Origin of the sequence: Janthinobacterium sp. UMAB-60, from assembly GCF_900095235.1 — a bacterium.
Classification (GTDB): domain Bacteria; phylum Pseudomonadota; class Gammaproteobacteria; order Burkholderiales; family Burkholderiaceae_D; genus Janthinobacterium.
Map to the genome: position 1 here is coordinate 351,880 of NZ_LT607484.1, position 19,921 is coordinate 371,800.

Consider the following 19,921-nt stretch of genomic DNA (forward strand, 5'->3'; position numbering starts at 1 on the left):
TTATGCTTCTGTCGTCGCCAGGTTCAGGTTCAGCTGGGAACGTGGCGTATCTTCGGGCGCTGCCGCCTTCGGATGGTGGCGCGCATATTCCAGGCGGTCCAGATATTCCTGCGACACGTCGCCCGTCACGTACACGCCATCGAAGCACGACGCCTCGAAATTGACCAGGGCAGGATTGACGTCGGCGATCGCCTGCTTCAACGCGCCGATATCCTGGTACACCAGATAGTCGGCCGTGATTTCACGGCACACTTCTTCCGTCGTGCGGCCATAGGCGATCAGCTCATCGCGCGTCGGCATGTCGATGCCGTACACGTTCGGGTAAATCACCGGTGGCGCGGCCGAGGCGAAGATGACTTTCGTCGCGCCCGCTTCGCGTGCCATCTGCACGATTTCACGGCTGGTCGTGCCGCGCACGATGGAATCGTCGACCAGCAACACCACTTTATCCTTGAATTCGGACGGAATCGCGTTGAGCTTCTGGCGCACGGATTTCTTGCGCGCCGCCTGGCCCGGCATGATGAAGGTGCGGCCGATGTAGCGGTTCTTGATGAAGCCTTCGCGGTATTCCAGGTTCAGCGCCAGTGCCAGCTGGATGGCGGCAGGACGCGAGGAATCGGGAATCGGCATGACCACGTCGATATGCACGTCCGGCAATTCGGCACGGATCTTTTCAGCCAGGTATTCGCCCATTTTCAGGCGCGTGGCGTACACGGAGGCGCCGTCGATGACGGAGTCGGGACGGGCCAGGTAGACGAATTCGAACACGCACGGATTCAGGCTGGCGTTGTCGGCGCACTGGGCGCTGTGCAATTTCTTGTCGGCATCGATGAAGACGGCTTCGCCGGGACCGATGTCGCGCACGAAGCGGAAGCCCATGCCTTCCAGGGCCACGGATTCGGAGGCGATCAGGTATTCGGGGCCTTGCTCCGTTTCATTGATGCCCAGGCACAACGGACGGATGCCGTGCGGGTCGCGGAAGGCCAGCAAGCCCACGCCGGCGATTTGCGCCACGGCGGCGTAGCCGCCCTTGACGCGGCGATTCAGCACGGTGATGGCCTTGAAGATGGCTTCCGGGTCCAGATTCAGGCCCGTCGTCGCTTCCTGGATTTCATGCGCCAGCACATTGAGCAGCACTTCCGAATCGGAATCGGTATTGATGTGGCGGCGGTCATTTTTGAACATTTCCTGCTTCAACTGTTCCCAGTTGGTCAGGTTGCCATTGTGCGCCAGGGTAATGCCGAACGGCGCATTCACATAAAACGGTTGTGCTTCCTCTTCGCTCGACGAACCGGCCGTCGGATAGCGGCAATGGCCGATGCCCGTCGTGCCTTGCAGCGAACGCATGTTGCGCGTACGGAAGACGTCACGCACGAGGCCATTGGCTTTGTGCATGGAAAACATACTGCTGTGATTGGTCGCAATCCCTGCCGCGTCCTGACCGCGATGTTGCAAGAGCAACAATGCATCATAGAGCAATTGATTGACAGGTTGATGGGAAACGACGCCGACGATGCCACACATGGTGTGCTCCTAAACTGTGCTACTGATTTTAAAAAAATTCAAAATTTCACATGCTGCGCGTAAGCGGCAGGCAGATAAGGCTTGATGGCGCGCGCGCCCTGCTCCGCGAACGGACTGAGCAGCGCGTTTTTCCAGAATGGCTGCTGCGGTATGGACGTCATGCCGCACAAGATGACGGCGGTCAGCACGATCACCAGCCCCCGCGCCACGCCGAACAGGCTGCCCAAGGTGCGGTCGGCCAGGCTCAGGCCCGTCACCTTGACCAGTGCGTCGACCGTCATGGACAGCAATCCCATCAAAATGCGCACGCCGATGAACAGCACCACGAAGGCCAGCAACAGGCGGACGGCTTCGCCCGGCACGGCTTCCGGCAGGAATTTCGCCAGAGTGGCGCCATACGCGTTGGCGATGACGAAAGCCACGATCCAGCTGACCAATGACAGTATTTCCTTGACCAGGCCACGCATCATGCTGATCAGCACGGACGTCACCAGCACGAACAGCACCAGGTAATCGAAGATCGTCACGCCCGTTCAGCCTTGCAACATCAAGCCGGCACCAGGCTGCCGCCCAGGCCCAGCTTTTGCAGCTTGGCGCGGGTCTTTTCGGCGTCTTCGCGACTGCCGAACGGGCCCACGCGCACGCGGATGCGCTCGCCCGACGGGCTGGAGACTTTCTGCGTATAGGACTTGATGCCCGCTTCGCGCAGCTTGTCCTGCAATTCATCGACCTTGTCCTGCGTCGCCAGAGCCGCCACCTGCACCACGAACTTGCCGCTGCCGGCGTCGTGTGCCTTGTCTTGCGCTTTCTCTTGCGCTTTCTCTTGCGGCTTATCGAGTGGCTTGCCTTCCAGAATCGCCATGGCGCGCGCGGCATCGTCGGCCGATTGCGCCGGCTTGGCAGGCTTCGGTTCAGGCTTGGCTTCCGGTTTTACCTCATGCTTGGGTTCAGGCTTCGATTCCACCTTGACCTCGTGCTTCGGTTCCGGCTTGGCTTCATGTTTCGGCTCAGGCTTCGGCTCCACCTTGACAGGCTTGGGCTCAGGCTTGGGCTCGGGTTTCGGTTCCACATAGGCCGGCTTGACCGGCGCAGGCTGGACGGCGGCCAGCACGGGGGCCGGTGCCGCTGCTGGTGCCGGCGTGGGTTTGGCCGCAGGCGGCAGGGGCGCGTCGATGATTTCCTCGGACTGGTCCAGGCCATTGTGCGCTGCCGCCTGAGCGGGCACGGCCGGCACGGGCGCAGGCGCAGGCGCGGCGGCCTTTTCTTTCGACGGAATGTCGATGGCGATATCGTTGAATGGCGCTTTCGGCTCGGAATCGAGCAGCATCGGCAAGCCGACAGCCACACCCAGGGCCAGGGCGATGGCACCGACCAGGCGGCGGCGGGCGCGCTTTTTTTCAGGCAAGACCGGGTCCGGCGCTTCCTTGCCGCCACGGCGCGATCCGCCACCACCGGAGGTGTTGGCGGCGCGTTTGCGGGTCGGCGACTGTGCTTCGCCAGGGACATAAAAGCCGCTGTCTTCGCCAGAGGATTCTTGCTTGTTTTTAAACAGTTTCGAGAACAAGCCCATGCGTGATTTTCAGTCGAGTGCGTTTCAGTGAAGTGAGGATTTTCGGGCCTTCATCACGCCGGCGACGGTGAGGAAAGAACCAAAGACCACAATTCTATCATTCTCACCGGCCCGGCTCATTGCATTTGCAAAAGCTTGTGCCGGATCATCGAAAATAGACACAGTATGCTCGCTGCTGTCGGGCTTATCTTCGAGCATGATCTGCACCTTGGCGGCCAGCTCGGAAGCCGTGGCCGCGCGCGGCGACGGCAGGCCCGTCAGGCACCAGTGGTCGACGTGTTCGCTCATCGCCGCCAGCACGCCATCGATATCCTTGTCGTGCATGGAACCGAACACGGCATAGGTGTATGGGTGATAGCCCATATTGCCCAGGTTCTGGTTCAGCGCCGACGCCGCGTGCGGGTTGTGCGCCACGTCGAGGATCACGCTGGGGCGGCCAGGCAAGACCTGGAAGCGGCCCGGCAATTCCACCGTCACCAGACCCGTGCGCACTTCCTGCGCGCCCACGGGCAGTGTCAGCTTCAGCACTTCCAGCGCGGCCAGCACGGCCGTCGCATTGAGGATCTGGTTGGCACCGCGCAAGCTTGGATACGCAAGCGAATTGCGGCGCTGCTCGCGCCCGCCATAGTTCCACTGCTGCTTGTCACCCGAATAGTTGAAATCGCGGCCCATCAGCCACAGGTCGGCGCCGATGGCCTCGGCATGGTCGATCAGCGACTGCGGCGGCACGGGGTCGCTGCAGATGGCCGCCTTGCCCGGGCGGAAGATGCCGGCCTTTTCAAAGCCGATCGCTTCGCGCGTGTCGCCCAGGTAATCCGTATGGTCGATGTCGACGCTGGTGACGATGGCCACATCGGCGTCGATCACGTTGACGGCATCGAGACGCCCGCCCAGGCCCACTTCCAGGATGGCCACATCCAGCTTGGCCTGCGACAGCAGGTGCAGGATGGCCAGGGTGGTGAATTCGAAATATGTGAGCGGCGTGTCGCCGCGCACGGCTTCGACGGCATTGAAGCTGGCAACGAGCTGTTCGTCGCTGGCCATCTCGCCCAGCACGCGCGCGCGCTCGTTAAAATCGAGGAAGTGCGGCTTGATGTACAGCCCCACTTTGTAGCCGGCACGCAACAGCACGGATTCCAGCATGGCGCAGGTGGAACCCTTGCCATTCGTGCCCGCCACCATGATCACGGGGCAAGTAAACGCCAGTTGCATGCGCGCCTTGACGGCTTGCACGCGGTCCAAGCCCATGTTGATCTGGGTTTCCGAATGGCGGGTTTCCAGCATGGCGAGCCAGTCCGGCAAGGTGGTGGGGAGGTTTTGCATGGGAGACTTATTGAGGTAAGGATGCGCGAGGCAAAGAAACAGCTAACCCTAAACAACATCTGGGGTCGGACCCTCAGGGTCCGACCCCAGCGGCTCACGGGTTCGGGCAAATGGACATTACTCCATTCAATACAATTACGCCAAGACTTCCACAGCCTGGTTCTGCAACAAGGCCAGCAGACGGGCGATTTCTTCGCGCATCTTGCGGCGGTCGACGATCATGTCGACGGCGCCCTTGGTGACGAGGAACTCGGCGCGCTGGAAGCCTTCCGGCAGTTTTTCGCGCACGGTGTTTTCAATCACGCGCGGGCCGGCAAAGCCGATCAGCGCTTTCGGCTCGGCGATCACCACGTCGCCCATGAAGGCGAACGAGGCGGACACGCCACCCATGGTCGGGTCGGTAAGCACGCTGATGAATGGCAATTTCTTTTCCGACAGCTTGGTCAGCATGGCCGTGGTTTTCGCCATCTGCATCAGCGACAGCAAGCCTTCCTGCATGCGCGCGCCACCGGTGGCGGTGATGCAAATGAACGGCACTTTCTGTTCCAGCGCGATCTGCGCGCCGCGCACGAAGCGCTCGCCCACGACGGAGCCCATGGAGCCGCCCATGAATTCGAATTCGAAGCACGCCACGACCACTGGCAGGCTCATGATGGCGCCGCCCATGACGACCATCGCATCCGTCTCGCCCGTCGCTTCCATGGCGGACTTCAGGCGGTCCGGGTATTTCTTGCTATCCTTGAATTTCAAGGTATCGACAGGCAGGATTTCCTGGCCGATTTCATAGCGGCCACCCGCGTCGAGCAGGCTGTCGAGGCGTTCGCGCGCGCGGATGCGCATGTGGTGATCGCATTTCGGGCACACGTGCAAATTCGATTCCAGGTCCGTACGGTACAGCACGGCTTCGCACGACGGGCACTTGACCCACAGGCCTTCCGGCATGGTCTTGCGCGCGGCAGCATCAGAACGCTGTATGCGCGGTGGCAGCAGTTTTTCCAACCAACTCATATTTTCTCCTTGGGCCCTTGTAGGGTAGCGTCGGTGGACGCCCCCGGCAGACGGTCAACGGCGACGCCCCGCAGGGCGCCACCAAAAATTTTATCTATTGCACAATAACGGGCATTCAGTGGCCGAAGTGTAGCCGTTTATCGCCGGGCTGTCGAACTTTGCCGCCAACGCATCTTGCGTAAACGGCAAGCTTGCTCAGGCGTCCAGAGCGGCGCGGATGCCTGCCGTAAAGCTGCGCACGGCATCGACGGCACCACCTGCCGGCGCGTTTTCTATCTCCTGGATGATGCGGCTGCCGATCACGACGGCATCGGCCACCTTGGCAACGGCCTTGGCCGTTGCGCCATCGCGGATGCCGAAGCCCACGCCGATGGGTAATTTTACATGCTGGCGGATGGCCGCGAGACGTTCCGCCACCTGTTCCGTATCAATGTTACCGGCGCCCGTGACACCCTTGAGCGACACATAATAGCTGAAGCCGCCGCCAACCTTGGCCACTTGCGCGATGCGCTCTTCGGTCGAGGTGGGCGCCAGCAGGAAGATCAGGTCGAGGCCCGCTTCGCGCATGGCGGCAGCAAACTCCTCACACTCTTCCGGCGGATAGTCGACGACGATGGCGCCATCGGCGCCGGCCGCTTGCGCGGCGGCAATGAAGGCGGCGCTGCCGATGCGCTCGATGGGGTTGGCGTAACCCATCAGTACCACCGGCGTCGTCTGGTTTGTTTCGCGGAACTGGCGCACATAGCCGAACACGTCGTGAATGCCCACATTGAATGCCAGGGCACGCTCGCAGGCGCGCTGGATGACAGGGCCTTCGGCCATGGGGTCGGAAAACGGCACGCCCAGTTCCAGTATGTCGGCGCCGCCCTCGACGAGCGCGTGCATCAGGGGCACGGTGGCGTCAGGGCCAGGGTCGCCGGCGGTGATGAAGGTGACCAGGCCGGTCTTGTTGTCGGATTTTAATTGGGCGAAGGTGGTGGCGATACGGGACATGGGGAGCTTTCTTTATCGGTGGAGGATGTCGGATTACGCGCTTGCGCGCTAATCCGACCTACGCGTTATTGAGAATTGACAGTTGTTTAACTGAAATTCAATCCCATGCGCTCCGCCACGGTATGCATGTCCTTGTCGCCACGGCCCGACAGGTTGGCCAGCACGATCTGGTCTTTCGGCAAGGTGGCCGCCAGCTTGGCCGCGTAGGCCAGCGCGTGCGACGATTCCAGCGCCGGGATGATGCCTTCGATATGGCAGCAGTCGTGGAACGCCTGCAACGCCTCGTCATCCGTGATGGAGACGTATTGCGCGCGGCCCAAGTCTTTCAACCACGCATGTTCCGGACCCACGCCGGGATAGTCGAGGCCGGCCGAGACGGAATGCGTCTCGATGATCTGACCGTTCTCATCCTGCAACAGATAGGTGCGGTTGCCATGCAGCACGCCCGGAAAACCGGCCGCCAACGAAGCCGAGTGCTTGCCCGTATTCAATCCTTCACCGGCCGCTTCCACGCCGATCAGTTTCACATCCTTCTGGTCGATATACGGGTAAAAGATACCCATGGCGTTCGAGCCGCCGCCGATGCAGGCGACCACATAGTCGGGCTGGCGGCCCGTCATTTCCGGCATCTGCACCAGGCATTCCTCGCCGATCACGGACTGGAAGTCGCGCACCATCATCGGGTAAGGATGGGGGCCGGCCACGGTGCCGATGATATAAAAGGTGTTTTCGATGTTGGTGACCCAGTCGCGCATGGCTTCGTTCAGCGCATCCTTGAGGGTCTTCGAGCCCGATTCAACGGGTACGACGGTGGCGCCCAGCAATTTCATGCGGTACACGTTCTGCGCCTGGCGCTTGACGTCTTCGCTGCCCATGTAGACCACGCATTCGAGGCCGAAGCGGGCACAGATGGTGGCCGTGGCCACGCCATGCTGGCCCGCGCCCGTCTCGGCGATGATGCGCGGCTTGCCCATGCGCTTGGCCAGCAAGGCCTGGCCGATGACGTTATTGATCTTGTGCGCGCCCGTGTGGTTCAAGTCTTCGCGCTTGAAGTAGATTTGCGCGCCGCCGGCCATCTCGGACCAGCGCTTGGCGTGGTAGATCGGTGACGGACGGCCGACGAAATGTTTCAGCTCGTAGCGGAATTCTTCGAGGAATTCCGGGTCGACGCTGTAGCGGGCGTAGGCGTCTTTCAGCTCGGCCAGCGCATGCGTGAGGGTTTCAGCGACAAACGCGCCGCCATACGGGCCGAAGTGGCCGCGCAGGTCAGGAAACGGGTAATCGGTGGCGTGGAACAATGCGGCGGCTGCGCCGGGCGCGTTGGTATGGTCATTCATGGTGGTTTCCTCTGGCAATGATGGCATCGGCATCCTGCACCGCGGCGATGAACGCGCGGACTCTGGATGCGTCCTTGATACCCTTGGACGCTTCGACACCACTGCTGATGTCGACGGCGTAAGGGCGCACGCGCACCACTGCGTCAGTCGCGTTTTGTACGCTCAAGCCACCACTTAAAACGACCCGAGGCGCGAGTTCTTCTGGAATGAGGGACCAATCGAATACCTTTCCTGCACCGCCGTAGGCATCCACATAGGTATCGAGCAAAAGGCTCGAGAACAAGGGACTGGCGGCGCGATAGCGCTGTTCGTATTCTAGCAAATCTTCACAGGAGGTGTCGGGTTTGACGCGGAACACTTGCGTAAACGGCGTATTCACGGCGCCGGCGAGCGCGGCGCTGTGTTCCGGCGTCTCATCGCCATGAAACTGCAGCAGAGATAACGGCGCCACGGCCCTGGTGGCCCGCACCTCGTCCACGCTGGCATTGACGAACAGGCCCACCGTCGTCACGTAGGGCGGCATGGCGGCGATCAGGGCCGCCGCCTGCTCGGGCGTCACGTAACGGGGACTTTTCGGATAAAACACGAAGCCGATGGCGTCGGCGCCCGCCGCCACGACCGCCTGGATGTCTTCGGCGCGGGTCAGGCCGCAGATCTTGATGCGTGTGCGTGGCATGGTATTCCTTTATTGATGCAGCTCAAAACCAGGGCAAGGCGCTGCTGCTGTCTTGCGGCAACTCCCACTTGGGATCGTAATCGATCTGCGCCAGGTACAAGCCGTCGGGCATGAAGGTGGGCGCGGCAGCATGGCGATCCTTGCTTTCCAGCAAGTGACCCAGCCAGTCCGGCTTTTCCCGCCCCGTGCCGATGTAGACGAGCGAACCGACCAGGTTGCGCACCATGTGGTGCAGGAAGGCATTCGCAGTAATCGTAAAAATCACGCAATCGCCGCGCCGCTCGATGCGGATGTCGTGCATCAGCTTGACGGGCGACTTGGCCTGGCATTGCGCGGCGCGGAAGGCCGTGAAGTCGTGCCAGCCCAGGAGCGGCTGCACGGCCTGGCGCATCAGTTCCACGTCCAGCCGACGGAAAAAGAAGCCGGCGCGCCCTTCCACCAGCGGCGAACGGGTGGCGTTGTTGTACAACACATAATGATAGGTGCGCGCGCGGGCACTGAAACGGGCGTGGAAGAAATCGTTGACGGTAGGATCGCCGGACAGCTCCTTGGCCCAGCGCACGGCGATCGATTTCGGCAGGAAGGCGTTGACGCCGCGCACCCACGAGTGCACGTCGCGGTTCAGTTCCGTATCGAAATGCACCACTTGCTCAAGCGCATGCACGCCCGTGTCCGTGCGGCCGGCGCAGGTGGTGGCCAGGCGCACGCGGGCAAACTGCTCCAGCGCGTTTTCCAGCTGGTCCTGCACCGTCTGCCCATCTTCCTGTTTCTGGTATCCATGCCAGGCCGTGCCGTCGTACTGCAGGCCGAGGACGATACGCTTGAGTGGCGTTGCTGTCGTAATATTTTGCATCCAAGCATTATACCGGCGCGGCAGCCTGCCGCGCCGGCGGGCATTGCTAGCTGAGGAGTGCCTTCATTGTGTTCGCCTTGGCGACCTGCTCTTCGCTGCCGCCTTTGATGACCTCATCGATCAGCTCGCGCGCGCCTTCCTTGTCGCCGATTTCCTGGTAAGCGATCGCCAGGTCCAGCTTGGTATCCATTTCCATGTGGATGGCCGACAGCGGGTCGTCCACGCCCACGCTGGCCGTCTTGCCATCGTTGAGGTCCAGGTCGATGCCGGACAGGTCGAATTCTTGCGCGGGCGGTATGGCTTCCGGCAAGGTCGCTGGCGTTTGCGCGTCGTCAAACAGGCTGTCGATGGAAGGCTCGGTGGCCGCCACCGGTGCGGCAGCCGGCGCCACCGGCTCGTCGAGGTCAAAATGGGCCAGATCCACATCCTTCAACGGGTCAGGCAAAGGCGTCAAACCGGCGCCCACGCCATTCACGGGGCCCGCTGGCGGCTCCAGGTCGAGGCCGAAATCCATGCTGGCGTCATACTGACTATCGTGCGCGGCCGTCTGCGGCTTGCTGTCCGGCCCCGGCATGATGATCGGGTCGCTGGTGGAGACGGGTTCGAAATCGAGGCTGTCGAGGTCAAAATCGAGGGGCGCGCGCGTATCGCGGACGGGCATGCTGGCCGGCTCGGCCGGCGCTGCGGGCGCAGCCAGATCGTCGGGCAAGTCCATGCTCTGGCCATGCAAATCGTCGCCGGCGCCCTTGCTCAGGCTGACAACGGCGTCGTCTTCCGTATCGCCATACAGGGGATTGGTGGGATCGAGCGCCAGGCCCAGCGCGGCCGCCTGCGGCCACTCTTCGCCCTGGCCCCGCGTCAGGCTGTACAGCTCGCTGGCCTGGTCTTCGAACGCGCGCACATCGTTGCGGGCCGAATAGATTTCCAGCAACTTCAGGCGGGCCGCATGGCGCTCGGGATGGATGCGCAAGGCTTCCTTGAGGATATCTTCCGCCTGGCCATCGCGGCCGTAGGCGATATACACGTCCGCTTCGGCGACGGGGTCCGTTTCATTCGCGTCGAGCATGCTGGCGCCCGCGGCGGCAGCCACCCCTGCAGCGGCGGCGCCCGTGCCGAACAGGTGGTTGCTCGCTTCGGACTGCTGGTCTTCCGGCGCCAGGCCGGCCGACGGCGCCACCGGTGCTTCCGGTTCAAGCACGGGAGCCACGCTCTCTGGCGCGGGTGGCGCATCCTTGCGGCGGCGCGCGACCACCAGTGCGGCCACGGCCGCCAGCAGCGCGGCAATGCCGATGCCGATGGCGCCCAGGTGCTCATTGATCTTGTCGGTAATCGTCGGTTCCAGCGGCGAGGGTTTTTTCACCAGCGGCACCGGTTTGGCCTTGGGTGCGGCCGGCTGCGCTTCGGCTGGCGCGCTGGCGACGGCGCTGGCCGCTGCACCGGCCGAAACGCTGGCCGCAGCCTCGGCCGGCTTGGCGGGCGCGGGAGCGCTCTTGTCGGCCATGGCCTTGCTCTTCACCGCCATCAACTTTTCCAGATCGCTGACGTTCTTTTCCAGCTCCTTGACGCGCGCGGCCGCTTCATCGACCTGCTTGGCCTTGGCGATCTTGTCTTCCTCGCTGGCGACGGCGCTCTTGCCGGCCGACTTGGCCGCCGGCTCCGCCTTCGACAGTTTCAGCTTGTCTTGCGACTCGCTCACGGCCGTCGGCTTTTCCTGGACCTTGGTCGCGCCGATCTTGCCAGCCGTGCTTTGCGTCGCCTGCGCCGCCTTGGCCGGCTTGCTTTGCGATACCTGCCCCGCCAGCTTGTTGCGGTAGGCTTCGAAATCGATGGCGTGCGCCGTCACGACGCCCTTCGCTTCGGCCGCGTCGGTGGCGCGCACGGCGTCCGCGCCCGGCACGGCCAGGATGCGCCCGGCCTGCATGCGGTTCATGTTCTCGCCCCTGAAGGCATCGGGATTGGCACGGTACAGGGCGACGAGCATCATGTCGAGCGACACGCCCGATGGCTTGAGTTCGCTGGCGATACGGCTCAGAGTGTCGCCCGCCTTGACCTTGTATTCGCCCGCCGCCTTTTTCGCCGGTGCAGTATCAGCTGCGGCCGGCTTGCCCTTGCCTGGCTGCACGGGCGCCGTCACTTGCGCGCCGCGCGTCTGGCGCGCCTCGGGTGTGTCGAGCACGAACGCATATTCGCGTACCTGGCGCCCGCTCTTGCTGCTCAGTTCCAGCAGCAAATCGACCATGGGCTCGGCCACCGCTTGCGCCGAGCTGATGCGGATGAAGGATTTGCCGTCGCGGTTTTCCACGGCAAACGTCAGCGCGTTCAGGGCCGGATTGAATTCCACGTTGGCCTGCCGATACGCGTCCGGCGGCGCCAGCTTGGCCAGCAGGCTGGAGGCCTCGCCTGGCTTGACGGCCGATAATTCGACCTCGGCGCGCAGCGGCTGGCCGGCGGCGGACAACACGGTAATCTTGCCCAGCTCGGCTGCGGATACCGCCGGTGACAATAACACCGCACAGGCAACAGCGCTGCTGAGTGTTTTAATGGCAAGGGAGGCGACCCGAGGACGAGTATGTACAGGCATAGTTGGCGGCATCTTAGTTGACATGGGAAAACTGTTACTTTTCCAGAGGTATCAACATATCATCATGCCCAAAGCTATGCAAGCTCCGCATGGTTGAGCCTTGACGGGCTCAGGACGAAAAAAAAGCCGGGAAAACAGCCCCGGCTTGATCTGCATCAGCAATTGCTTGCTGATTTATTGCTGTTACGCATCCAGCAAAATACGCAGCATGCGGCGCAGCGGCTCGGCCGCGCCCCACAGCAATTGATCGCCCACGGTGAAGGCGGACAGGTATTCGCCGCCCATGCTCATCTTGCGCACGCGGCCCACAGGAATCGTCAGGCTGCCCGTGACGGCTGCCGGCGACAGGTCGCGCACGGATGCTTCGCGCGTGTTCGGGACCAGCTTGACCCATTGATTGTTGCTGGCGATGATGTCGTTGATTTCATCGAGCGGCACGTCTTTTTTCAGCTTGATGGTCAGCGCCTGCGAATGGCAGCGCATGGCGCCGATGCGCACGCACAGGCCGTCGACAGGAATTTCCCTGGTGCCAAAATCGATGCCGCGGCCGAGGATCTTGTTCGTTTCCGCGCCGGCCTTCCACTCTTCCTTCGACTGGCCGTTGCCCAGGTCCTTGTCGATCCACGGGATCAGGTTGCCGGCCAGCGGCGCGCCGAATTGCTTGATTTCATCCGGGGAATAGCCGTGCTGGGTGGCCAGCACCTGGCGGTCGATTTCCAGGATGGCGGAAGCGGGGTTTTCCAGCAGCGCCTTGACGGAGCTGTTGATGGTGCCAAACTGCGTCAGCAGTTCGCGCATGTGCTGCGCGCCGCCGCCCGAGGCCGCCTGGTAGGTCATCGACGTCATCCAGTCGATCAGGTCGTGCTGGAACAGGCCGCCCAGGCCCATCATCATGCACGAGACGGTGCAATTGCCGCCGATGTAATTCTTGACGCCCTTGCCCAGCGCATCCTTGATGACGTGCAGGTTGACGGGGTCGAGCACGATGACGGCGTCTTTTTCCATGCGCAAGGTCGAGGCCGCATCGATCCAGTAGCCATTCCAGCCGCTGGCGCGCAATTGCGGGAAGACAGCGCTCGTGTAGTCGCCGCCCTGGCAGGAAATAATGATGTCGCACTTGGACAGTTCGGCGATGTTGTTGGCATCCTTGAGGATGGTTTCATTCTTCGCCATGGCCGGCGCCGCGCCGCCCGTGTTCGACGTCGTGAAAAACACCGGTTCGATGTGGGCGAAATCGCCCTCTTCCTGCATGCGTTGCATCAGGACCGAACCGACCATACCGCGCCAACCTACCAAGCCAACTAATTTCATTACCATTCCTCAAGATGAGACGGCGACTGCCGTCATTAGACTATTTTATCCCAGCGCTTTTACAACTGCATCACCCATCGCCTCGGTACCGACCAAGGTCGTGCCCGCTTCATGGATGTCGGCCGTGCGCAGGCCCTGCGCCAGCACCTTCTTGACGGCAGCCTCGATGCGGTTTGCCTGCTCTTCGCGGTTCAGCGAATAGCGCAGCATCATGGCCGCCGACAGGATCGTCGCCAGCGGATTGGCGATGCCCTTGCCCGCGATATCGGGCGCCGAGCCGTGCGACGGCTCGTACAAGCCCTTGTTGTTGGCGTCCAGCGAAGCGGACGGCAACATGCCGATCGAGCCCGTCAGCATGGCGGCCGCATCCGACAGGATGTCGCCGAACATATTGCCCGTCACCATGACGTCGAATTTCTTCGGCGCCCGCACCAGTTGCATGGCCGCGTTATCGACATACATATGATCGAGCGCCACATCCGGGTATTCCTTGTGCACGTCGGTGACGATGTCTTTCCAGAACTGGAAGGTTTCCAGCACGTTCGCCTTGTCCACGCTGGTGAGCCGCTTGTCGCGCTTTTGCGCGGCCTGGAAGGCCACGTGGGCGATGCGGCGGATTTCGCCTTCCGCATAGCGCATGGTGTCGAAACCTTCGCGCTGGCCCTTGAACGGACCGTCAGGACACTCGCGCACGCCGCGCGGCTGGCCGAAATAAATGTCGCCCGTCAATTCGCGGATGATCAGGATGTCCAGGCCGGAGACCACTTCCGGCTTCAGGGTCGAGGCGCCCGCCAGTTCCGGGTACAAAATGGCCGGACGCAGGTTGGCGAACAGGCCCAGGTTCTTGCGCAGGCCCAGGATCGCCTGCTCGGGACGGAACTGGCGCTCCAGGCTGTCGTATTGATAGTCGCCCACGGCGCCGAACAGCACGGCATCGGCCGCCTTGGCCAGCGCCAGCGTGGCTTCCGGCAGCGGGTGGCCATGGGCCGCATAGCCGGCGCCGCCCACGGGCGCTGTTTCCAGCTCGAACGATTCGCCCAGCACGTTCAACACCTTGACGGCTTGCGCGACGATTTCAGGACCGATGCCGTCGCCGGGTAAAATTGCAATTTTCATATTTTTATCGCTTAAATGACGTTGGCGAGCCACGGTTGGCTATTCAAATGGCGCTCTTCGAAGGCGCGGATATCGTCCGCATGGCGCAGGGTCAGGCCGATATCGTCGAGGCCATTCATCAGGCAATATTTGCGGAAGGCATCGATCTCGAATGGATACGAGACGGAACCATTGCTGGTGCGCACGCATTGCTGCTCCAGGTCCACCACCAGCTTGTAGCCGGGGAAGGCCTTGACTTCATTGAACAGGTGTTCGACCTGGCTTTCCGACAGCACGATGGGCAGCAAGCCGTTCTTGTAGCAGTTGTTGAAGAAGATGTCGGCAAACGAAGGCGCGATGATGGCGCGGAAGCCATATTGATCGAGCGCCCACGGCGCGTGTTCGCGCGAGGAACCACAGCCGAAGTTCTTGCGCGTGAGCAAGATCGAGGCGCCCTGGTAACGCGCCTCGTTGAGCACGAACTCGGGGTTCAGCGGACGGCGGCTGTTGTCCTGGCCCGGTTCGCCATGGTCCAGATAACGCCATTCGTCGAACAGGTTGGGGCCGAAACCGCTGCGGTGGATCGATTTCAGGAATTGCTTCGGGATAATCGCGTCGGTGTCGACGTTGGCGCGGTCCAGCGGGGCCACCAGGCCTTCGTAAATCGTAAATTTATCCATGCTGTTTCTACTCGGTAGGACGCGCGACGCGGGGCGCCGGCACGTCACGGTTTATTTTCCGCCGGCGCCAGTGACGACCTGGCCGACTTTCTGCACATCGCGGCCGATGCCGGAGACGGTGTTGCAGCCGGACAAGATGACGGTGGCGATGAGCAGGGCGAAGAGTTTTTTCATGATGATTTATTGATAGTAAGTAAGGGACCGGGAACGCTAGTGTAAACCAGCGGCGCAGGTCCCTGCCGTCATCGCAAAGCCCGCACGTCGACAAAGTGGCCGGCGATGCCCGCCGCTGCCGCCATCGCGGGCGACACCAGGTGCGTGCGTCCGCCCTGCCCTTGCCGGCCTTCGAAGTTGCGGTTCGAGGTCGAGGCGCAGCGTTCACCCGGTTCCAGACGGTCCGCATTCATGGCCAGGCACATGGAGCAGCCCGGCTCGCGCCACTCGAAACCGGCATCCTTGAAGATGCGGTCCAGGCCTTCGCGCTCGGCCTGATCTTTCACCAGACCGGAACCGGGCACGACCAGCGCCAGGGTGACGTTCGAGGCGCGGTACTTGCCGCGCACAACGGCCGCGGCCGCGCGCAAATCCTCGATGCGCGAATTGGTGCAGGAACCGATGAAGACCTTGTCGATGCGGATGTCTTCGATGGCGGTGTTGGGCTTGAGATTCATGTAGACCAGCGCCTTTTCCATCGCATCGCGCTTGACGCCGTCTTTTTCCTGGTCAGGATCGGGCACGCGGCCATCGATACCGACCACCATCTCGGGCGAGGTGCCCCAGGTCACTTGCGGCACGATCTCTTGCGCGTTGAGGGTGACGACGAAGTCGAAGCGGGCGCCCGGGTCCGAATGCAGGGTGCGCCAATAGGCCACGGCGCGTTCCCAGTGCGGACCGGCCGGCGAAAACGGGCGGCCCTTGACGTAGTTGATGGTGGTGTCATCCACGCCGATGATGCCGGCGCGCGCGCCCGCCTCGATGGCCATGTTGCACACCGTCATGCGGCCTTCCATCGACAGGGCGCGGATGGCCGAGCCGCCGAATTCGATACAGTAGCCCGTGCCGCCGGCCGTGCCGATCTTGCCGATGATGGCCAGCACGATATCTTTCGCCGTCACGCCGGCCGGCAAGGCGCCGTCGACCTGCACCAGCATGGACTTCGATTTCTTTTGCAGCAAGGTCTGCGTGGCCAGCACGTGTTCCACTTCGGACGTGCCGATGCCGTGCGCCAGCGCGCCGAACGCGCCGTGCGTGGACGTGTGCGAATCGCCGCAGACGACCGTCATGCCGGGCAGGGTCGCGCCCTGTTCAGGGCCGATCACATGCACGATGCCCTGGCGCTTGTCGTTCATGTTGAAGTAGGTCAAGCCGTAATGCTTGGCGTTCTTGTCCAGCGTTTCCACCTGCAGGCGCGAGACCGGGTCGGCAATGCCGTCGATGCGGCTGGTGGTGGGCACGTTATGGTCGGCCACGGCCAGGTTGGCGGAAATGCGCCACGGCTGGCGGCCCGCCACGCTGAGACCATCGAAGGCTTGCGGGCTGGTGACTTCGTGCAGCAGGTGCCGGTCGATATACAAAATTGTCGTGCCATCATCTTCGGCCCGAACAACGTGGGATTCCCAGAGTTTGTCGTAAAGCGTCTTCATCATGATTTATGCAGCGTTGCCACAGCCTGTTTAAGTGATCTGTCGTACTGATCGAAGGGATCGGCAATGATTATGCCATATATTGTGCAATGCAGAAGCAAAAGCCGCCCCAGCGTGGGATGGACGATACAAAATTCGGCCTGCCTTGCGGATATGGTTAAAAAATTGCTGATACGAAAATCTGCCAAAATGCCGGCGGGGCGAATAAAAATCGAAAAAAAAGCCCGCTGCAGAGGTCTGCAGCGGGCTGGTTGTGAACTGGCCTGTGTTGTCAGGCAGCCATGCGCACACTTCCCCTGCAACCATCCATCAGGAAAGATAGGCCCACGACCAGCACCAGCTCGCCTTCGGCCGAGCGGGCAGTACCGGTAATGCCTTCCACGGTGATGGCCGTCATCGGCTTGATCACCAGATCGGCCGTGCCATCGACGGCTGCCACGGCGAGAATGTACGGCTGTGGCGCGGCGACAACAATGCCGACGCGTTCGCTGCACGCTTCGTAACCGAGGGCGCCGGCCAGCGAGCGCACGGGCAATGGACGGCCCTGGTCTTTCAGCACGGGCGCGCCGCCCACTTCCATGAAGGTTTCCGGCAATTCGACGACGCGCTGCACCACCGCCATCGGCAGCGCCAGCGCGGCGCCCGAGGTCGACACCAGCATGGTCGGCACGATCGACAGCTCGATCGGCAGGCGGATGGCAAACTTCGTGCCCTTGCCCAGCGTCGACTCGATGTGGATGGCGCCGCGGTTTTTCTCCACGGCCGTCTTCACCACGTCCATGCCCACGCCGCGTCCGGAGACGCTGGAAGCGACTTCCTTGGTCGAGAAGCCCGGCAGGAACACCAGCTGGAAGCATTCGTCGTTGCTCAATTGCGCGTTTTCGCTGATCAAGCCCTTTTGCTGGGCCTTGCTGCGCAGGAAGGCCGGGTCCATGCCCTTGCCATCATCCTGCAACACAATCATGACACTGTTGGCTTCCTGCCAGGCCTTCAGCGAAATATACGATTTGGCTGGCTTGCCGGCGGCCATACGCGCTTCCGGCGATTCGACGCCATGGTCGAGCGAATTGCGCAGCATGTGCACCAGCGGATCGTACAGGCTGTCGACCACCACGCGGTCGACTTCCGTCTCCGCACCCTCGATGGTCAGCTCGACATCCTTGCCCAGGTCTTTTGCCAGCTCGCGCACCAGGCGCGGGAATTTCTGGAACAGGCGGCCCACGGGCTGCATGCGCGTGGCCAGGGTGGCCCGCTGCAGTTCCGTCGAGTAGCGCGACGCGCGTTCCAGGGTTTCCGCCAGGGTCGCCATCAGGGTGGCGGCCTGGCCTTCGAATTTAAATTGCAGCAAGCGCTCGAGCAGCACGGCAGCCTGGTTGGCGGCCTGTACCGATTCTCCGGCCACTTCCAGCAGCGCGTCGAGCTTGACGGCGTCGACGCGGATACTGTCTTCCTTGACGGGCGCGGCATGACGCACTTCCGGGCGCTCATCGCGACGTTCCGCGCCATCCCAGGCCTTGCCGGCCGGCTTGGCGGCAGCAGCAGCGGCAGGCGCGGCGGCCACGGCGGCAGGCGCAGCGGCGACGGCGACCGGTGCGGCAGCGACCTGGCTGCCCGCCGGCACGACGGCGTTATACATGCCTTCCCAGTCCAGGCCATCGGCGCTGGCGGTGGCGGTGGAAACGGCGGCGGCTGGCGCCGCCACGACCACCTCGGCAACCACCACGGCGACTTCCGCCACCACGGCGGCGGCCGGCGCGTGTGCGTCCATGCCCTTGCCTTCGATGGCGTTCGTCAGGATGTGTTCCAGTTCTTCCGGCATGGCCGGCAAGCTTTCCGGCGCGGCACCGTTGGCCAGTTCCGTCAGCTGGTCGGCGACGAAACCGGACGCTTGCAGCGCCGCCTCGATGGCGATCGGGGTCACCGGCGCGGCACCCGTGCGCAGGGCGTCGAACAGGTTTTCCGTCAGATGGCAGGCCGCCACCAGTGCGGGCAGGCCCATGAAGCCGGCGCCACCCTTGATGGTGTGGAAGGAACGAAACACGGCATTCAGTGTTTCCTTGTTGTCAGGATCACGCTCGAGGCGCAATAAGTGCTCTTCAACATTAACCGCAAGATCCATCGCCTCAACGACGAAATCCTTGAGCATATCGTCCATTAGAATCCCAAATCCGCAAGAAGGTCGTCTACATTATCCTGGTCCAGCGCCACCGACGGCACGGACGGGCCCTGCATCAGCGGCACCGGCTTTTGCGCCAGTTTTTCGCGCACTTCGGCCGGCGCGTTGTCGCGCAGCAGCTGGGCAAGCTCGTGCTCCACCGTCTTGGTGATGTTGACCACTTTTTTGATCAGCTGGCCCGTGATGTCCTGGAAGTCCTGCGCCATCATGATTTCCAGCAAGCGCGCTTTTTCCGCTTCCGTTGCCTCGGCAACGGCTTGCGCGAACTGGCGCGAATCGCCGGCCAGGGCCTTGAACTCTTCCAGGCTCAGCTTGCCATCGAACAGCGCCGTCCAGCGGCTGTCCATGTCCTTGGCTTTCTTCGACAGCACATCTTGCGCCGGCATGCCTTCGTCGAGCGTATTGAGGACCTTGTTGGCGGCCTGTTCCGTCAGGGTGGCGACATATTCCAGGCGGTCCTGCGCGTCGACGATCTGCGACGACGCTTCCGTCAACGCCTTGTCGTAGCCCAGTTCGCGCAGCGAATCGTGCAGCAGGCGTACGATGCCGCCCAGGCGCTCGAACATCGGCTTGTCGGACTGGTCGACAGGATCGGCCGCTTCGCCCGGCGCGCCTGCGGCAGCCGCGGGTGGCGCTTCCGGCGCGGCGGCGACTGGCGCTTCCGCTGCGGCTGGCGGCACGGCGGCGCTGGCCGACACGGAGTCGAACAGCGCGTCGAAATCGTCGTCCGCGATCACGGCTGCGGGCGCTGCGGCAGGCGCGGGCTTGGGAGCGGCCGCACTTTGCGCAGATACTTCATCGAATAATGCATCGAAATCATCAGCGGCGTTGGTCATATCCCTGCTTCTCCATAATTTGTCAAAATTCCGCCTGAACTGTGCGTTTTACAGACTGATACCCACAATTTCTCGATTAAGATGATTTGAGGCAATACCGCTGCGATGGTGCGAGTGTAGCAGGGCGCCGCCCTGTTGGTAAATCTCAAAACGCGCTTCCTGGTGTAAAGCTGGTCCACAAGAGCTTTTCCGTCAGGAAATAAGTGTTCCTGCTGTTGTATTTTGAAATACTACCATTGGCGTGCGTGCAAGACCACGCGCCGCACAAGAAATCCTGCCCACGGGCGGCTGCGCAACAGTGCTCCGTGGCTATCG

The 19,921-nt window shown here is 62.4% G+C and carries 17 protein-coding genes; all 17 read right to left on the minus strand.

Going from position 1 to position 19,921, the window contains the following annotated elements; genetic code table 11:
- Positions 1-1,524 carry an amidophosphoribosyltransferase gene (gene purF / locus K0F86_RS07485; protein ID WP_219133818.1) on the minus strand — a complete coding sequence of 508 codons (1,524 nt, stop codon included), beginning with the start codon at positions 1,522-1,524 and terminating at the stop codon, positions 1-3.
- A gap of 38 nt (positions 1,525-1,562) precedes the next feature.
- Positions 1,563-2,051, minus strand: a complete 489-nt coding sequence (locus tag K0F86_RS07490; RefSeq protein ID WP_219133819.1) for a CvpA family protein — start codon at positions 2,049-2,051, stop codon at positions 1,563-1,565.
- Between the two features lie 20 nt (positions 2,052-2,071).
- Entirely contained in the window at positions 2,072-3,094 is a 1,023-nt protein-coding gene (locus tag K0F86_RS07495; protein ID WP_219133820.1) for an SPOR domain-containing protein, read from the minus strand.
- A 24-nt stretch (positions 3,095-3,118) separates the two neighbouring features.
- A complete protein-coding gene (folC, locus tag K0F86_RS07500; RefSeq protein ID WP_219133821.1) occupies positions 3,119-4,417 on the minus strand; it encodes a bifunctional tetrahydrofolate synthase/dihydrofolate synthase in 1,299 nt (432 codons plus the stop codon).
- A gap of 135 nt (positions 4,418-4,552) precedes the next feature.
- Positions 4,553-5,425, minus strand: coding sequence for an acetyl-CoA carboxylase, carboxyltransferase subunit beta (accD, locus tag K0F86_RS07505; protein WP_010400390.1), 873 nt, complete (start codon positions 5,423-5,425; stop codon positions 4,553-4,555).
- A 195-nt stretch (positions 5,426-5,620) separates the two neighbouring features.
- Entirely contained in the window at positions 5,621-6,418 is a 798-nt protein-coding gene (trpA, locus tag K0F86_RS07510; protein WP_219133822.1) for a tryptophan synthase subunit alpha, read from the minus strand.
- An 86-nt stretch (positions 6,419-6,504) separates the two neighbouring features.
- Entirely contained in the window at positions 6,505-7,755 is a 1,251-nt protein-coding gene (gene trpB / locus K0F86_RS07515) for a tryptophan synthase subunit beta (RefSeq protein ID WP_219133823.1), read from the minus strand.
- Positions 7,748-8,431, minus strand: a complete 684-nt coding sequence (locus K0F86_RS07520; RefSeq protein ID WP_219133824.1) for a phosphoribosylanthranilate isomerase — start codon at positions 8,429-8,431, stop codon at positions 7,748-7,750. Before K0F86_RS07520 ends, trpB begins: the two co-directional genes overlap by 8 nt.
- 22 nt (positions 8,432-8,453) lie before the next feature.
- Positions 8,454-9,284: a tRNA pseudouridine(38-40) synthase TruA gene (gene truA / locus K0F86_RS07525; RefSeq protein WP_219133825.1), complete on the minus strand. Its 831-nt coding sequence runs from the start codon at positions 9,282-9,284 to the stop codon at positions 8,454-8,456.
- A 46-nt stretch (positions 9,285-9,330) separates the two neighbouring features.
- Positions 9,331-11,745: a FimV/HubP family polar landmark protein gene (locus K0F86_RS07530; RefSeq protein WP_257572030.1), complete on the minus strand. Its 2,415-nt coding sequence runs from the start codon at positions 11,743-11,745 to the stop codon at positions 9,331-9,333.
- Positions 11,746-12,048: 303 nt separating this feature from the next.
- On the minus strand, positions 12,049-13,176 hold the full coding sequence (gene asd / locus K0F86_RS07535) for an aspartate-semialdehyde dehydrogenase (RefSeq protein ID WP_096237210.1): 1,128 nt from the start codon (positions 13,174-13,176) through the stop codon (positions 12,049-12,051).
- Positions 13,177-13,221: 45 nt separating this feature from the next.
- Complete coding sequence (gene leuB / locus K0F86_RS07540) at positions 13,222-14,292, minus strand: 3-isopropylmalate dehydrogenase (RefSeq protein WP_219133827.1); 1,071 nt, start codon at positions 14,290-14,292, stop codon at positions 13,222-13,224.
- Between the two features lie 11 nt (positions 14,293-14,303).
- Complete coding sequence (gene leuD, locus K0F86_RS07545; RefSeq protein ID WP_096237214.1) at positions 14,304-14,951, minus strand: 3-isopropylmalate dehydratase small subunit; 648 nt, start codon at positions 14,949-14,951, stop codon at positions 14,304-14,306.
- A 51-nt stretch (positions 14,952-15,002) separates the two neighbouring features.
- Positions 15,003-15,125: a lipoprotein gene (locus K0F86_RS07550; RefSeq protein WP_010400408.1), complete on the minus strand. Its 123-nt coding sequence runs from the start codon at positions 15,123-15,125 to the stop codon at positions 15,003-15,005.
- A gap of 68 nt (positions 15,126-15,193) precedes the next feature.
- On the minus strand, positions 15,194-16,597 hold the full coding sequence (leuC, locus tag K0F86_RS07555) for a 3-isopropylmalate dehydratase large subunit (protein ID WP_219133828.1): 1,404 nt from the start codon (positions 16,595-16,597) through the stop codon (positions 15,194-15,196).
- Between the two features lie 268 nt (positions 16,598-16,865).
- Positions 16,866-18,749 carry a chemotaxis protein CheA gene (locus tag K0F86_RS07560; protein WP_219133829.1) on the minus strand — a complete coding sequence of 628 codons (1,884 nt, stop codon included), beginning with the start codon at positions 18,747-18,749 and terminating at the stop codon, positions 16,866-16,868.
- Positions 18,749-19,606 carry a protein phosphatase CheZ gene (locus K0F86_RS07565; protein ID WP_219133830.1) on the minus strand — a complete coding sequence of 286 codons (858 nt, stop codon included), beginning with the start codon at positions 19,604-19,606 and terminating at the stop codon, positions 18,749-18,751. The genes K0F86_RS07560 and K0F86_RS07565 overlap by 1 nt, the downstream gene beginning before the upstream one ends.
- Positions 19,607-19,921 lie beyond the last annotated feature (315 nt).

Coding starts and splice junctions, on each gene's coding strand:
- purF (WP_219133818.1), bottom strand. CDS start 1,524: ATGTGTGGCATCGTCGGCGTCGTTTCCCATCAACCTGTCAATCAATTG.
- K0F86_RS07495 (WP_219133820.1), bottom strand. CDS start 3,094: ATGGGCTTGTTCTCGAAACTGTTTAAAAACAAGCAAGAATCCTCTGGC.
- folC (WP_219133821.1), bottom strand. CDS start 4,417: ATGCAAAACCTCCCCACCACCTTGCCGGACTGGCTCGCCATGCTGGAA.
- accD (WP_010400390.1), bottom strand. CDS start 5,425: ATGAGTTGGTTGGAAAAACTGCTGCCACCGCGCATACAGCGTTCTGAT.
- trpA (WP_219133822.1), bottom strand. CDS start 6,418: ATGTCCCGTATCGCCACCACCTTCGCCCAATTAAAATCCGACAACAAG.
- trpB (WP_219133823.1), bottom strand. CDS start 7,755: ATGAATGACCATACCAACGCGCCCGGCGCAGCCGCCGCATTGTTCCAC.
- K0F86_RS07520 (WP_219133824.1), bottom strand. CDS start 8,431: ATGCCACGCACACGCATCAAGATCTGCGGCCTGACCCGCGCCGAAGAC.
- truA (WP_219133825.1), bottom strand. CDS start 9,284: ATGCAAAATATTACGACAGCAACGCCACTCAAGCGTATCGTCCTCGGC.
- asd (WP_096237210.1), bottom strand. CDS start 13,176: ATGAAATTAGTTGGCTTGGTAGGTTGGCGCGGTATGGTCGGTTCGGTC.
- leuB (WP_219133827.1), bottom strand. CDS start 14,292: ATGAAAATTGCAATTTTACCCGGCGACGGCATCGGTCCTGAAATCGTC.
- leuD (WP_096237214.1), bottom strand. CDS start 14,951: ATGGATAAATTTACGATTTACGAAGGCCTGGTGGCCCCGCTGGACCGC.
- K0F86_RS07550 (WP_010400408.1), bottom strand. CDS start 15,125: ATGAAAAAACTCTTCGCCCTGCTCATCGCCACCGTCATCTTGTCCGGC.
- leuC (WP_219133828.1), bottom strand. CDS start 16,597: ATGATGAAGACGCTTTACGACAAACTCTGGGAATCCCACGTTGTTCGG.
- K0F86_RS07560 (WP_219133829.1), bottom strand. CDS start 18,749: ATGGACGATATGCTCAAGGATTTCGTCGTTGAGGCGATGGATCTTGCG.
- K0F86_RS07565 (WP_219133830.1), bottom strand. CDS start 19,606: ATGACCAACGCCGCTGATGATTTCGATGCATTATTCGATGAAGTATCT.